The organism is Pseudomonas putida, assembly GCF_050989985.1.
GTDB lineage: Bacteria > Pseudomonadota > Gammaproteobacteria > Pseudomonadales > Pseudomonadaceae > Aquipseudomonas > Aquipseudomonas putida_AI.
This window is the reverse complement of record NZ_CP158815.1, coordinates 2556365-2570353: the sequence shown is the minus strand read 5'-3', so window position 1 is coordinate 2570353 and position 13989 is coordinate 2556365. Positions and strand designations below refer to the sequence as shown.

15 protein-coding genes and 1 pseudogene are annotated in these 13989 nt (G+C 62.0%); 7 read left to right on the top strand and 9 right to left on the bottom strand.

Going from position 1 to position 13989, the window contains the following annotated elements:
• Positions 1-21: 21 nt before the first annotated feature.
• Positions 22-222 (bottom strand): YbdD/YjiX family protein, encoded by a 201-nt coding sequence (locus ABTV29_RS11980; RefSeq protein WP_150768701.1) that lies wholly within the window; start codon positions 220-222, stop codon positions 22-24.
• A 244-nt stretch (positions 223-466) separates the two neighbouring features.
• Between ABTV29_RS11980 and ABTV29_RS11975 the strand changes: the two genes are divergently transcribed.
• Genes ABTV29_RS11975 through msrA form a run of 3 tightly spaced genes read left to right on the top strand, consistent with a single transcriptional unit; the run spans position 467 to position 2133 of the window.
• The gene (locus ABTV29_RS11975) at positions 467-1072 is read left to right on the top strand and encodes an SCO family protein (protein WP_433770438.1); all 606 of its coding nucleotides are present in this window, start codon (positions 467-469) and stop codon (positions 1070-1072) included.
• Complete coding sequence (locus ABTV29_RS11970; protein ID WP_433770436.1) at positions 1072-1575, top strand: copper chaperone PCu(A)C; 504 nt, start codon at positions 1072-1074, stop codon at positions 1573-1575. Before ABTV29_RS11975 ends, ABTV29_RS11970 begins: the two co-directional genes overlap by 1 nt.
• Before the next feature lie 51 nt (positions 1576-1626).
• Complete coding sequence (msrA, locus tag ABTV29_RS11965) at positions 1627-2133, top strand: peptide-methionine (S)-S-oxide reductase MsrA (RefSeq protein WP_433770434.1); 507 nt, start codon at positions 1627-1629, stop codon at positions 2131-2133.
• Between the two features lie 130 nt (positions 2134-2263).
• On the opposite strand, the pseudogene ABTV29_RS11960 reads toward msrA, so the two are convergent.
• Positions 2264-2401 (bottom strand): annotated as a pseudogene (locus ABTV29_RS11960) (DUF1801 domain-containing protein); the annotation flags it as partial.
• Between the two features lie 277 nt (positions 2402-2678).
• Between ABTV29_RS11960 and ABTV29_RS11955 the strand changes: the two are divergent.
• From ABTV29_RS11955 to ABTV29_RS11945, 3 genes are all read left to right on the top strand, one after another.
• On the top strand, positions 2679-3257 hold the full coding sequence (locus ABTV29_RS11955; protein WP_433770432.1) for a hypothetical protein: 579 nt from the start codon (positions 2679-2681) through the stop codon (positions 3255-3257).
• Between the two features lie 5 nt (positions 3258-3262).
• Positions 3263-3916 carry a DUF2238 domain-containing protein gene (locus ABTV29_RS11950; RefSeq protein WP_433770430.1) on the top strand — a complete coding sequence of 218 codons (654 nt, stop codon included), beginning with the start codon at positions 3263-3265 and terminating at the stop codon, positions 3914-3916.
• A gap of 200 nt (positions 3917-4116) precedes the next feature.
• Positions 4117-4416, top strand: coding sequence for a hypothetical protein (locus ABTV29_RS11945; RefSeq protein ID WP_433770428.1), 300 nt, complete (start codon positions 4117-4119; stop codon positions 4414-4416).
• 96 nt (positions 4417-4512) lie between these two features.
• Here ABTV29_RS11945 and ABTV29_RS11940 read toward each other — a convergent pair whose 3' ends face one another.
• The 7 genes from ABTV29_RS11940 to ABTV29_RS11910 all read right to left on the bottom strand — a co-directional run bounded on the left by ABTV29_RS11940 (position 4513) and on the right by ABTV29_RS11910 (position 12927).
• Positions 4513-5385 carry a mechanosensitive ion channel family protein gene (locus ABTV29_RS11940; protein ID WP_433770426.1) on the bottom strand — a complete coding sequence of 291 codons (873 nt, stop codon included), beginning with the start codon at positions 5383-5385 and terminating at the stop codon, positions 4513-4515.
• Positions 5386-5723: 338 nt separating this feature from the next.
• Positions 5724-7721: a peptidase U32 family protein gene (locus tag ABTV29_RS11935; protein WP_433770425.1), complete on the bottom strand. Its 1998-nt coding sequence runs from the start codon at positions 7719-7721 to the stop codon at positions 5724-5726.
• A gap of 356 nt (positions 7722-8077) precedes the next feature.
• Complete coding sequence (locus tag ABTV29_RS11930; protein ID WP_433770423.1) at positions 8078-8458, bottom strand: RidA family protein; 381 nt, start codon at positions 8456-8458, stop codon at positions 8078-8080.
• A gap of 60 nt (positions 8459-8518) precedes the next feature.
• Positions 8519-9640: an agmatine deiminase family protein gene (locus ABTV29_RS11925; RefSeq protein WP_433770421.1), complete on the bottom strand. Its 1122-nt coding sequence runs from the start codon at positions 9638-9640 to the stop codon at positions 8519-8521.
• Between the two features lie 216 nt (positions 9641-9856).
• Positions 9857-10960 carry an extracellular solute-binding protein gene (locus tag ABTV29_RS11920; protein ID WP_433770419.1) on the bottom strand — a complete coding sequence of 368 codons (1104 nt, stop codon included), beginning with the start codon at positions 10958-10960 and terminating at the stop codon, positions 9857-9859.
• Position 10961: 1 nt separating this feature from the next.
• Complete coding sequence (aguB, locus tag ABTV29_RS11915) at positions 10962-11870, bottom strand: N-carbamoylputrescine amidase (RefSeq protein WP_433770417.1); 909 nt, start codon at positions 11868-11870, stop codon at positions 10962-10964.
• A 4-nt stretch (positions 11871-11874) separates the two neighbouring features.
• Positions 11875-12927 carry an agmatine deiminase family protein gene (locus ABTV29_RS11910; protein WP_433770415.1) on the bottom strand — a complete coding sequence of 351 codons (1053 nt, stop codon included), beginning with the start codon at positions 12925-12927 and terminating at the stop codon, positions 11875-11877.
• A gap of 135 nt (positions 12928-13062) precedes the next feature.
• Between ABTV29_RS11910 and ABTV29_RS11905 the strand changes: the two genes are divergently transcribed.
• On the top strand, positions 13063-13917 hold the full coding sequence (locus ABTV29_RS11905; protein WP_433770413.1) for a LysR substrate-binding domain-containing protein: 855 nt from the start codon (positions 13063-13065) through the stop codon (positions 13915-13917).
• Positions 13918-13989: the final 72 nt, after the last annotated feature.

Genomic DNA, 13989 nt, shown 5'->3' with positions numbered 1-13989 from the left:
AGGCATTGATCCAGGGAAGACTCAGCAACACCGTGTGTTGCATTTACCCCGCCCGAAGCGCGCTTCCTGACGCTCGCGAAAAAAGGCTTCGTAGCTCATCACCGGCTCGCCCGGCGACTTGAGGGCCATTTGCGCGACGTAGTTGTCGTAGTCGGGAACGCCCACCATCAACTGTGCGCTCTGGCGCAGGAACCTGGCGGCCTGTTGCAGTTTATGGAACATGGCAGTGCTCTCTATGCAGGTTGGGATGCGCCCATGGAAGCGCACGAATGTATCTGCAATGTGTCCGCGCAAGAGCCTTTTGTATGTTCGTGTAGGCCACTCCCCCGCGACCTTTTGGCGCATGACCTTCCGGCGATCGATTAAGCGTGATCGGGCAACAGTTTGTTAACATCCCTGCGCTTTTTCTCGCCTGGTCTGTCAGGCACTGTGTTTTTTCTGTCGCTACACAGGAAGCTTTATTTCCATGAGTACGTTGTATTCCCGCCGTTCGGTGCTGCAGGGCATGAGCCTGCTGAGCCTCGGCCTGCTTGCCGGCTGCGACGACAGCAGCAAGCTGTCGTTCAAGTACGGCAAGGATCTGAGCGACAAGATCATGGGCCGTTCCTTCAAACTCACAGACGCCCAGGGCGAAACCCGGATGCTCGGCAGCTACCGGGGCCTGATGCCGATGATCTTCTTCGGTTTCACCCAATGCCCGGCGGTCTGCCCGACGACGCTGGCCCGCGCGGCCCAGGCGAAGAAACTGATGGGCCGCGACGGCGAGCGCCTGCAAGTGGTCTTCATCACGCTGGACCCCGAGCGCGACACCCCGGAGCTGCTGGACAAGTACGTCAAGGCCTTCGACCCGAGCTTCGAGGCGCTGTACGGCTCACTGGAAGAAACCGCCGCCGTTGCCAAGGAGTTCGGCGTATTCTTCGAGAAGGTCCCCAGCGGCGACACCTACACCCTGTCCCATACCGCCACCAGTTACGTGTTCGACTCCCGGGGCAATCTGCGCCTTGGCCTGTCCGCGTCCCTTACCGCTCAAGAGTGCGCAGAAGACCTGCTCACTGTCATGGAGGTCTGCTGATGACTTCGTTTTGCGCAGCACGCATCAAACAACTAGCCCTGGGCGTTGCCCTGATCGGCCTGGCGTGGCAAGCGTCCGCGCAGACTCAGGTCAGTGACGCCTGGGTCCGCGCCACCGTGGCCGGCCAGCATTCGTCCGGCGCGTTCATGACCCTGCAGGCCGACACTGACAGCAAGTTGATCAAAGTCGAATCGCCGGTGGCCAAGCTGGTGCAAATCCACCAGATGAGCATGAAAGACGATGTGATGCGCATGGGCCAGGTCGAGTCGGTCGCGTTGCCGGCCGGCAAACCGGTGAGCCTCGATCCCAATGGTTACCACATCATGCTGATGGACCTGACCGGACAGGTGGCCGATGGCAGCAAGGTGCCGCTGACCCTGACCGTGGAAAACGCCAAGGGCGAGAAAGAGACGATCAAGGTCGAAGCCGATGCCCGTGCTCTGAACACTATGGATCACAGCAAGATGGACCACAGCATGATGGATCACAGCAAGATGCAATGATGGTCTGACGGCCTCGATCAACGAGGCCGTTCACTGATGGGAGGTGCGTAGATGACGACGAACACCGAAACCGCCATTCTGGCCGGCGGGTGCTTCTGGGGCATGCAGGATCTGTTGCGGCGCTACCCCGGCGTGCTTGCCACGCGGGTCGGTTACTCCGGCGGCGATGTACCCAATGCGACCTACCGCAACCATGGCACCCATGCCGAAGCGATCGAGATCGTGTTTGATCCCGCGCAGATCAGCTATCGCCGGATCCTCGAGTTCTTCTTCCAGATCCACGACCCGAGCACCAAAAACCGTCAGGGCAATGACCTGGGAATGAGCTATCGCTCGGCGATCTACTACCTGAGCGAAGAACAGAAGCACGTCGCCCAGGAGACGGTCGCAGACGTCGACGCCTCCGGCCTCTGGCCCGGCAAGGTGGTCACCGAGATCGAACCGGCCGGACCGTTCTGGGAAGCGGAGCCCGAGCATCAGGATTATCTGGAACACTATCCGAACGGCTACACCTGCCACTTCATCCGGCCGAACTGGACGTTGCCCAAGCGCGGGTGAACACCACCGACCTGTAGGAGCGAGCTTGCTCGCGATGAACCTGATTACGCCGCGGGGTGCCAGGCATCCAGCGTTATCGTTGACGACCATCGCGAGCAAGCTCGCTCCTACAGTGGCTATGGATGCCCGGTCATTTGCGTTTTGCAGTGTTCAGCGCCACGGCCGCTTGAATCAGTGCCTTGAGCGCGGCTTCATCAATGGCGTCGCCTTCATGCAAGTCGATGGCTCGCCGGGTGTTGCCTTCTAGACTGGCATTGAACAGCCCTGCGCGGGTTCTGAACCCGTGTTGTCCTTGTGCATGATGGCTGTCGTCTTCTTCGGGGGGTCGGATTCATGAGTCGGTGAAGGGATGTAATCCACGAGTAAGGCACAGCAAAGCGCGGTTTGCCATGTCGCCGGTCGCCCGGCAATACCCCTGAAAAATCCGTGATTCGTCTCACACAAATTGCTCATCAAGGCAACAATTGCAAACTAGACTTAATCAATGGACGACGCGCAGCACTCACCAGACCAGTAAAAAAATAAATAAAAACAAGGATATAACCTTGAAAACCACAATGCTTTGCTTGCTGGGGAGTCTGTTGGTGTCCGCCGGCGCGTTCGCCAACGGGAGCATTCCCGTCCTAGAGTTGGACTTCACAAGGTCGGCTACCGAGACCTTGAAAAAATACGGTATCAACGACGCCTGCATCATCGTCGCCTCCAACCCAAGCGGTTTCACCTATTGCCGGGAAGGCTCGGCGACACTCTGGAAATACCAGGCGCTGGACCTGAATCAACCCGGCGGCCAAGGCCCGATGCTCGCCTCACTGGGGGATGGGCGAATCAGCATCGCCGAAGACGTAAGCCCCGCTTGCGTGGAAGAACTGCCCAAGCCCACGGTTGATCCTGCAATCACCCGCGCAATCGCCATCAGCCTGATCCTCCTGTTTCTGATCATTGGCCTGCGCTACACCTACAAGGCCACCATGGACGGCTACTTTGTCCGCACGGTTTATTCCGGAACACACCTGCAGCGATCGACCGGATCCTCCCGTGCGCATCGCTCGGCCTCCAAGGCCCTGGTCTCTTTTGCCATCGCCGCGGCCGTGACGTTCATCTATTTCGGCTACGACGCGCTTTGAGCATCGTGCACCACAGCAAACCGGCCACGCTGCAATCGGCCACCCCTGCCCAGGCAGCGATCCTGCTGGCGGCGGCGGTGGTCATCGTGCTGGCCTCCGGCATCACCCCCCATGATTCGGTGGACTGGCGACTGGAGAATGTGGTGCCCGTCACGATACTGCTGGCGCTGACTGCGGGCCTGCGGCGCCGGCGCCTGTCGTGGCAAGCCTACCTGGCCATTGTGCTGCTGTTGGGAATCCACGAACTGGGCGCGCATTTCACCTATGCCAAGGTGCCCTACGAAGAATGGGCGCGCACCCTCACCGGTCATTCGCTGAACGCGGTCTTCGACTGGAAGCGCAATCAGTACGATCGCCTGGTGCATTTCAGCTATGGCCTGCTGGTCACCATTGCGCTGCGGGAAATGCTCTGCCGGCACACGCCCCTGCGCGGCGGCTGGTTGACCCTGCTGGTGCTGAGCCTGGTGCTGGCGACGTCGGCGTTGTATGAATTGGTCGAATGGATCGGCGGCGAGTATCTGGGCGACGATCAGGCCGAAGCCTTCATCGCCACCCAAGAGGATATCTGGGATGCACAGAAGGACATGGCCCTGGCCTTTCTCGGTGCGCTGATCTGCCTGGCATTGCGTGCGGTCTGGGGATTGCGTGACCGCCGCTGAACCTGTGGGAGCGAGCCTGCTCGCGATGAACTCAAAGGCGCCGCGTTCAACCCGTAAGCATGCGTTATCGTTAGCGACCATCGCGAGCAGGCTCGCTCCTACAGGTGCTGCGGTGACTTCATTGCCGCTCGTCCGCTGCGCCGCACTTTCCCTGCGGTCGTTTCTTCCAATGCGTATATCCACTCGCAAGGAAGACTCAAATGATCAATCACAAATTAATCGCACTGACCCTCGCCGGCCTGTTGTCCGCCAGCTCGCTGAGCGCCCTGGCCGCCGAGAAAACCACCGAGGGCTCGGCCCTTCCACCCGGTACCGCTCAGCCGCAAGGCGATGAATCGAACAGCATTGGCACCGGCACCGATGGCGGCACCTCGACCAAAGGCATCGATGGCAAAACCGGTTCGGCATCCAACGGTGCCGATGCGGGCACCACCGACAACGGACCTGCACCGGCAGGCGGCTCTAAAGGCGGAGGTGATGGCAAGGGCACCGGCAGTTGATCGGTGAAATGCAGCGCTTGGAAAAAACAAAAGCCCGCGCTCTGGAACGCGGGCTTTTCAATGGATCACGCACGGCAGGCGGTCCGTGATGCCCGGTCATTCCCTGGCGAGCGGTGCGGGCAGCGCGGTGCCTTGCTGGAAGATCACGGTCTGCGCCGGCATTGGCGCCGGGAAGCCGGCTTCGCCGAGGGCGTCCTTGATCACGCGGTTGGTGTCGAAGTAGACCTGCCAGTAGTGCTCGTTGTGGCAGTACGGACGCACCGCCAGCACCGGGCCGACCAGGTTGAACTCGAGAATTTCCACGTCGATCGCCGGGGTTTCCAGCACGTTGGGAATGGCGGCGATTTTCTCCTTGAGCAAGGCCGCCGCCGCTTTCCAGTCGGCGGCACCGGACAGCTGGGCCTTGAGTTCGACCCGACGGAACGGGTTGTGGGTGAAGTTCTGGATGTTGTCGCTGAAGATCTTGTTGTTGCCGACCAGGGTCAGCACGTTGTCCGGGGTATTGATCCCGGTGGCGAACAGGCCGATTTCCACCACGGTCCCGGTCACCCCGCCGGCGCTAATGAAATCGCCGACCTTGAACGGGCGCAGCACAATAATGAACGCACCGGCCGCCAGGTTGGCCAGCAGCCCCGACCAGGCCATGCCGATCGCCAGGCCGACCGCGGCGAGCAGTGCCGCGAAGGTGGTGGTCTGCATACCCAGGTAACCGAGGATGGCAATGACCAGGATGATGTTCAGCGTTACGGTGATGGCCGAGCCGACATAACGCAGCACGGTCGGGTCGACCTTCTGCTTGCCGAGGGCTTTTTGCACCATGCCGACGGCAAAACCGATCAGCCAGCGGCCGACGATCCAGAAGGCAATGGCGGCCAGCACCTTGACCGCAAAAGCGACACCATAGGCCTGCACGACTGCAATCAGTGCGTTGAACTTCTCGGTGGTTACGTTAACGATTGTCTCGTCCATGGCAGAAGCTCGCAAATGAGGATTGACCTCAAGACGCTAGCACAGCCTTGGCGGGTCGCCAGTTCGGGGGTGAGGGTTTCAGTTTTGTGTCGAATGGGCTGACGTCATCGCGAGCAGGCTCGCTCCCACAGGATGCCAGGCTCGACCAATAACCAGTGTGGGAGCGGGCTTGCTCGCGAAGGCGACAGGTCAGTCACTATTGATGTCGACTGACACGACGCTTTCGCGAGCAAGCCCGCTCCCACATGGGGAATTGGTGTACTCGAATCGCTGGTTCGACATGGAAAACCTGTGGGAGCGAGCTGCTCGCGATGGCTGCCCCCACAGGTTTGGCGCCCTTAGTGCGGGGCGCGGGGGATGGTTTTGAGCAGGTCTTCCGGGCTGATGTAGCCGACCACGGGCTGTACGCTGCCCGGTTGCGGCAGGCCGAGGATGTGGCCCTTCATCTTGCCGATCACATGCATTTCGCAAGGCTTGCAGTCGAACTTCAGGGTCAGCACTTCATCGCCGTGGATCAGCTGCATCGGCGCGACCTTGGTGCGCACGCCGGTCACGCCCTTGGCCTGTTTCGGGCAGAGGTTGAACGAGAAGCGCAGGCAGTGCTTGGTGATCATCACCGGCACTTCACCCGACTCTTCATGGGCCTCGTAAGCCGCGTCGATCAGCTTGACCCCGTGACGGTGATAGAAATCCCGGGCCTTCTGGTTGTAGACGTTGGCCAGGAACGACAGGTGCGATTCCGGGTACACCGGTGGCGGATTGGTCTCGGCCTTGCGGCCCCCGCGCGGATGAGCCTTGACCCGCGCCACGGTCAGCGCCTCGATCGCTTCCCGGCGCAGCGCCTTGAGCTGGGAGTTGGGAATGAAGAACGCTTGCGGTGCCTCGAGCTTGATATCGGTTGCGTGGTACTCGGTGGTACCCAGCTGGCCGAGCAGATCGCGCAATTGCTCAAGCGCCTGCTCCGGCTTGTTGGCCAGGCCGAACGGACCGTCCAGGGACACGCTGGCGCTGACGCCCTCCTCGCTGGTGGCGGTCAATTGCAGACGCTGTTCGTCCAGGCGCGCGACCCAGGCCACGCCAATGCGACGCTCGGCGGAGGTCTTCTGCAGGGCCTGCTGCCAGTTGTGGTCCAGGTTGCGGTTCAGTGGATGGTTGGGCCGCAGCTTGTACAGGCCTTCCGGCATCTCGTTGGGCTCGACGCGGTAGCGGTAGCGCTTCTCGCCGTCTTCCTCGAACTCACCCTTGGGCTCGGCTATGTTGGTGCGCCAGCCGACGACTTCGCGCTTGACCAGCACATTGAGGCCGTCGCCGTTGGACAGCGGTTCCTCGGTGACCACGATCAGGTCGCGCTTGCCGACTTTTTCCACCACGCCCACCGGCAGGCCGGTGAAGGTCGGCGAGTCGAAGGCGCCGATGTCGATCTTGCGCTCGCTGACAAAGTAGTCGGTGCTGCCACGGTGGAAGGTCTTGTCCGGATCGGGCACGAAGAAGTGCGCGGTGCGGCCGCTGGAGGCGCGGGCCAGGTCCGGACGGTCTTCGAGCACGTCGTCCAGGCGCTGGCGGTAGTAGGCGGTGATGTTCTTCACATAGCCCATGTCCTTGTAGCGCCCTTCGATCTTGAACGAGCGCACGCCGGCTTCCACCAGGGCGCGGATGTTCGCGCTCTGGTTGTTGTCCTTCATCGACAGCAGGTGTTTTTCGTAGGCGATCACGCCGCCTTTTTCATCCTTGAGGGTGTACGGCAGGCGGCAGGCCTGGGAGCAGTCGCCACGGTTGGCACTGCGACCGGTCTGCGCGTGGGAAATGTTGCACTGGCCGGAGAACGCCACGCACAGCGCGCCATGGATGAAAAACTCGATCGCCGCGTCGGTCTCGTCGGCGATGGCGCGGATTTCCTGAAGGTTCAGCTCGCGAGCCAGGACCAGTTGCGAGAAACCGGCCTGATCGAGGAATTTCGCCCGGGCCAGGGTGCGGATGTCGGTCTGGGTGCTGGCGTGCAGCTCGATCGGCGGGATATCCAGTTCCATCACGCCCAGGTCCTGGACGATCAGCGCATCGACGCCGGCATCGTACAGCTCGTGGATCAGCTTGCGCGCCGGCTCCAGTTCGTTGTCGTGCAGGATGGTGTTGATGGTGGTGAAGACCCGGGCGTGGTAGCGATGGGCGAATTCCACCAGGCCGGCGATATCGCTCACCTCATTGCACGCGTTGTGGCGGGCGCCGAAGCTCGGGCCGCCGAGGTACACAGCGTCGGCGCCATGCAGGATGGCCTCGCGGGCGATGGCTACGTCGCGGGCGGGGCTGAGCAATTCCAGGTGATGCTTGGGCAAGGACATATGTTTTTTTAGTCAGGCTGTCACGGTCGAGGGGCGCATTGTACCGGCGAAACGCCTGAGGGGCACCCGTGTGCTGCCGGGTGGCAGCGCGACGACAGAAATCCCTGTAGGAGCGAGCCTGCTCGCGATAGCGGCAGATCCGTCGACATTGATGCCGAATGTGCTGCCGTCATCGCGAGCAGGCTCGCTCCCACACTGGATTGGGGTACTCGGGCTTCATGTTCGACGAAGAACAACTGTGGGAGCGAGCCTGCTCGCGATGGCGGTGTGTCAGTCGATATCAGCGTTGACTGACACTCTGCTATCGCGAGCAAGCTCGCTCCCACAGGGTTGTGCAGGTGCAGGTGTTGTCGGGGTCAGGCCTTGGCCGCCATGGCGACGACTTCCACTTTCATGCCTTCCACTGCCAACGCGGCGACACCCACGGCGGCACGGACCGGCCATGGTTTGGCGAAGAAGCGTTTGTAGACTTCGTTGAACGCGGCACGATCGGCCATGTCGGTGAGGTAGATGGTCAGGTGCATGACGCGATCCATGGAGCTGCCGGCGCGCTCGAGCGCGACCTTGAGCGCTTGCAGGGTGCATTCGCTCTGCACGGTGATGTCGCCCAGCTCCAGGGTGCCGTCGGCTCGGGTCGGGATCTGGGTGGACATCAGGATGCCGTTGAACGCAGCGACGTCGGAGGAGATGGAGTCCTGGTCGGGATCGGGGGTGAAGACGATGTCTTGGTTGGCCATGGGGCGCTCTTGTATGAGGGGTAAAGGGGCGCAGTTTACCAGACGCCCCCGGGACCATCGCTACACCCGCGGCTGATGACTGGTTACGCAGTGGATACCGCCGCCACCGGCCGCAATGGCGTCGATGTCGAGCTGTACCACCTCACGCTCCGGATAGAGCCTGGACAGCAGGTCAAAGGCCTTGCGATCGGCGGCCTTGTCACCGAATTGCGGCGCAATGATCGCCCCGTTGATCACGAAGTAGTTGATGTAGCCGGCGGCAAAGTCCGGGTTGTCGCGGTTGAACTTGCTTTTACGCGGCTTCAGTGGCGGCGACACCGTGTGCACCTGCAGCTTGCGGCCATCGGCATCGGTGGCGTTCTTCAGGATCTCCAGGTGCGCACGGGTGACCTTGTTGTCGTAGGACTCGGGGTCCGTGTCGAGGTTGGCAATCACCACGCCCGGCTTGACGAAGCGCGCATAGAAGTCGACATGAGCGTCGGTGATGTCCTTGCCCTTGATGCCCGGCAGCCAGATGATCTTGCGCAGGCCCAGACGGAACTTGAGCTCTTCCTCGACCTCGGCCTTGTTCCACTGCGGATTGCGGTTGGCATTGATCCAGCTGCTTTCGGTCATGATCCCGGTACCATGACCGTCCACTTCGATGCCGCCGCCCTCGCCCACCAGCTCGCTGCGCAGGTAATCAGCTTCTTCGCGGCGGGAAACCAGCGCCGCCACTTTCGCGTCCTTGCTGTGCCGCTGCTTGTTGCCCCAGCCGTTGAAGTTGAAATCCACGGCGCCCAGCCCGCCCTTGCCATCGACGACGAAATTGGCGCCGATATCACGCATCCAGATGTCATCCAGTTCGGTGATGACGTAGGTGACATTGGTCGAGCCGCAATGCTCTTCGGCCAGGTCCCGCTCGCTCTTGCGGCAGAACACGGTCAGCGGTTCATATTTGGCGATGGTCCGCGCAATCCGGCCGAGCGCCGCTTGCACATCCGGGGTGAAGTCTTCCCAGATGGCGTCCTGGGCGCCAAAGGCGATGAAGGCCTGTTCATGCCGGTCACCTTCGTCGGGCATGTACCAACGCTCTGCACTGGCCGCCAGCACGGACGACGGCTTCAGGCCAAGCCCCATGCAGGCGACAGCCACGCCGGCGGTAACCGATACCTGTTTGATGAATTCGCGACGCGTTGACATGTAGATGTTCCTGAAAAAAAGGGTAAATCCCGGCCCCGTAGGAGCTGCCGCAGGCTGCGATCTTTTGATCTGATCGTTCCCACGCTCTGCGTGGGAATGCAGCCCGTGACGCTCTGCGTCACTGGACGCGGAGCGTCCCTTGAGGCATTCCCACGCAGAGCGTGGGAACGATCAAAATCGCAGCGTGCGGCGGCTCCTACAGGGACAGCGCTGGTTTCATTGGCCGGTAGCCGTCTTGAACTTGGTCCAAGTGCGCATGCGGGCGCGCATGTCCGCCTGGGGGATGTCCTTGCCGGGGATCAACCGCGCGTAGGTGGCTTCATCAATGTAGATGTCCGGGTTATCGCGCATGGTCGCATCGACGTTCGGCCGGGCCTTGGCATTGGAAGTCGGGTAGCCGGTGAAGTTGCTGATGGCGGCCATGTTCTCGGGGCGCATGACGAAGTTGATGAACGCATAGGCGTACTCCGGATGCCTGGCATCCACCGGAATCGCCATGGTGTCCATCCACACCGTCGTGCCTTCCCGGGGAATGCGGTACTGGAAACGGGTCTGCTTGCCGGCGGAGTCCGAGGTACGCTGCGCCTGGGTCATGTCGCCGCTGTAGCCCAGGGACAGGCACAGGTTGCCGTTCACCAGGTCGGTCACCGGTTGCGACTGGAACTTGCGAATGTACGGCCGCATTTTGGCCAACAGTTCACTCGCCGCCTTCAGGTCTTCGGGCTTGGCGCTGCGCGGTTCGCGACCCAGGTAGTTGAGCACCACCGCCAGCACTTCGTCCGGCGAGTCGATCATCGAGATGCCGCAATCGGCAAACTGCGCCGCCAGTTCCGGCTTGAACAGCATGTCCAGGCTGTTGACCGGCGCATTGGGCATGCGCTGCCTGATCTGCTCCTGGTTATACGTCAGGCCGATGGTGCCCCAGGTGTAAGGCACGGTGGCCCCGGCGGAATGCTCATACTGCCCGCGCAGTTTTTGCAGCCCGGGTTCTATGTCTGCAAGCTCCTTGAGTTTCGAGCGGTCCAGCGGCAACAGGCTGCCGGCGCGCATCAAGCGTTCGGCCACCGTGTCGCCGGGGAAGATCAGGTCGTAACCGCTGCCACCGGCGAGCATCTTGGCTTCCAGGGTTTCGCTGCCATCCATGACGTCGTAGATCACCTTGATCCCGGTTTCGGCGGTGAAGCGGCTCAATGTGTCTTCGGCAAAATAGTCGGCCCAGTTGTACAGCCGCAGGGTTTTCTCTTCGGCATGCAGCGCCGGCACCGCAGCGCTGATGGCCAGCCCGAGGACGGCGGGCAACAGTCGATTGAAGGTACGCATCTCAGACCCCCTGGCCATTCCAGCGTGTATGAAGGTGACGCCCGTCCAGGCTCAGCATGGCCCCGTACATTTCCGGGCGACGGTCGCGGTAAATGCCCCAGCTCAGGCGCTCCTCGCGCATGGCCGCCAGGTCGAGGCTGTGCACCAGCACGCCGGTACTGTCCCGATCGGCTTCGGCAAGCAATTTGCCCTTGTGGTTACTGATGAAGGACGAGCCGTAGAAGCTCATCTGCAAGCTCGGATCAAGGGTCGCCGCCTCCCGGCCGACGCGGTTGGACGCCACCACCGGCAGGATGTTGGCGGCCGCATGACCGCGCATGGTCATCTGCCAGTGATCGCGCGAGTCCAGCGTTGCGCAGCCGGGCTCGGAGCCGATGGCGGTGGGAAACAGCAGCACTTCGGCGCCCATCAAGGCCAGGCAGCGGGCGGTTTCGGGGAACCACTGATCCCAGCAGATGCCCACGCCGATGCGCCCGAAGGCCGTGTCCCAGACGCGGAAACCGGTGTCGCCGGGGCTGAAGTATTCCTTCTCCTGATAACCGATGGCGTTGGGAATATGCGTCTTGCGATACACCCCCAGTAAACGCCCGTCGGCATCGGCCACCGTCAAGGAGTTGAAGTAGGCATTACCGGCCTTCTCGAACCAGCTCAGGGGCAACACCACCCCCAATTCCCTGGCCAGCGCGGCAAAACGCTTGAGGACCGGGCTGTCGCCGAAGGTCTCGGCCAGGGCCAGGTGCTGGTGGCTTTGCTCGATGCAGAAATACGGGGTGGCGAACAGCTCCTGCAACAGGATGATCTGGGCGCCCTTGGCCGCCGCTTCACGCACCAGCTGTTCGGCTTGATCAAGGTTGTGGTTCAGGTCCCAGGTGCAGGGCATTTGGGTGGTGGCGATGGTCAGCAGTGTCATGGCATTAACCCTCCACCGGCCAGGCTGGCTGTTGCTGAGTGATGCAGTGCACCCCTCCGCCGCCATGGGCCAGATTGTTGATCCGCACCGGCACCACTTCGCGCCCGGGGAAGGCTTGGGCGAGGGTTTTCGCCGCCACGTCGTCGGCGGCAATGCCATAGGCCGGCATGATGATCGCGTCATTGGCGATGTAGAAGTTGGTGTAGGAGGCGCAGAACACTTCGGCCTCGGTGTCCACCGCTTCGCTGGCTTCATACAGTTCGATCAGTTCGAACTTGCGGCCCCGTGCATCGGTGGCCAGCTCCAGGGCGCGGCGGTTCTCCCGCGCCACTTCGGCATACACCGATTGCCGGTCGTGGGTCGCGTCGACCAGCAACACACCGGGACGGGCGAATGCACACACACCATCGACATGGCCATCGGTCATGTCGCCGGTGACGTAGTCAGGGTCGCCCGGCAGCCAGATGGTTTTCTTCACACCCAACAGGCGAGCGAAGATTTCTTCCATCTCGGCCTTGCTCATGCCCGGGTTGCGGTTGGGGTTGAGCAGCACCGACTCGGTGGTGATCAGCGTGCCTTCGCCGTCGACATGAATGGCCCCGCCTTCGTTGCTCAGCGGCGTGCCGAAGCACGGCAGGCCGAGGTGATTGAGCGCACGGCGCGCCAGGCTCTCGTCCAGGTCATGGGCCGACTTGCCGCCCCAGGCGTTGAAGCGCCAGCTCACGCCCGCCAGGCCCTGTTGCGGATGGCAGACGAAGCTCGGGCCGGAGTCGCGGCACCAACTGTCGTTCACGGCCAGTTCGATCAGCTCGATGTTGGCGCCGCACAGTGCCCTGGCACTGGCCACGGCCGAGGGGTCGACGACCATTTTCACCGGTTCGAAACGGGCAATGGCGTTGGCCACTCCGGCGAAATCCTCCTGCACCTGCGCCAGGGTCACGCGCCAACCCGACTCCCAGAGCGCCTGGTTATGCGGCCAGACCATCCAGGTCGCGGCGTGACGAACCCACTCCGCCGGCATCATCCAACCGCTGTTTCCCATCTCGTTCCGCTGCATGATAAAAAGCCCTTTAGTTAAGCCATTGTGTTCAATGAAAACTGCCTTGGCGGTCTTGGCATGCATGCTACGGCGCGTAAAAAGGGCAAACAAACGATGGATTTTGCAGAAAAGTGATTAGAGGAACTTATCAGTATGCTCAAGCATTGGCCGCCGCTCAGCACCCTTCGCGGCTTTGAAGCTGCCGCCCGCCTGGGCAGTTTTCACAAAGCCGCCGAAGAGTTGCACCTGACCCAGTCGGCCATCAGCCAACAGATCCGCAGCCTCGAGGCGTACCTTGAGCAGCCGCTGTTTTTTCGCAGTGGGCGCAGCGTCAGCCTGACCGATGCCGGCCATGACCTGCTCAGCACCACCCAGGCGATGCTGCAGCAGCTGGCCGTGGGTATCCGTCGGCTGGGGCAGTATCAGAAACCCAATCAACTGGTGCTCAACACCACCCCGGCGTTCGCCCGCCACTGGCTGCTGCCGCGCCTGGGGGATTTTCGCCGCCTGCATCCGCAGGTCGACCTGTGGATTTTCAGCACCGATGAAGTGCCGGACATGACCACCCAGACCATCGACATTGCCGTGCGCGATGACATCAGCTCCCAGGCCGAGTGCAGTTTCAAGGTGCTGTACGCCGACCGCCTCTATCCGGCGTGCCACCCCAGCCTCCTGGCGCAACCGGTGGAGGCGCGCACCACGCTGCACGGCGAACGGGAAATGGACTGGAGCCACTGGGCGGTGGAGGCCGGGGTCGATGTCGGCCAGCAGGACCAGGGCCTGAACTTCTCCGACCCCGGCCTGCTGCTGGATGCTGCGTGCGCGGGGCTCGGCATTGCCCTGGTCAGCCAGCTGCTGAGTCGGCAGGCCCGCGCCACCGGCCTGTTGCAGCCGCTGGTGGAACAAACCATTCGCGGCCCGAACTGGGCGCTGCTGACCCATCGTGACAGTGAGAATAGTGCGCTGGCTTTCAGTGAGTGGTTGGTCGAGAACCTGGCGGCTGAGTAGGTCTGCGCTGGCCGGGATTTTTGATCGGGTACATATCCGTTTCTGCGGTAACGGCTACTTATGGTTCCGCCC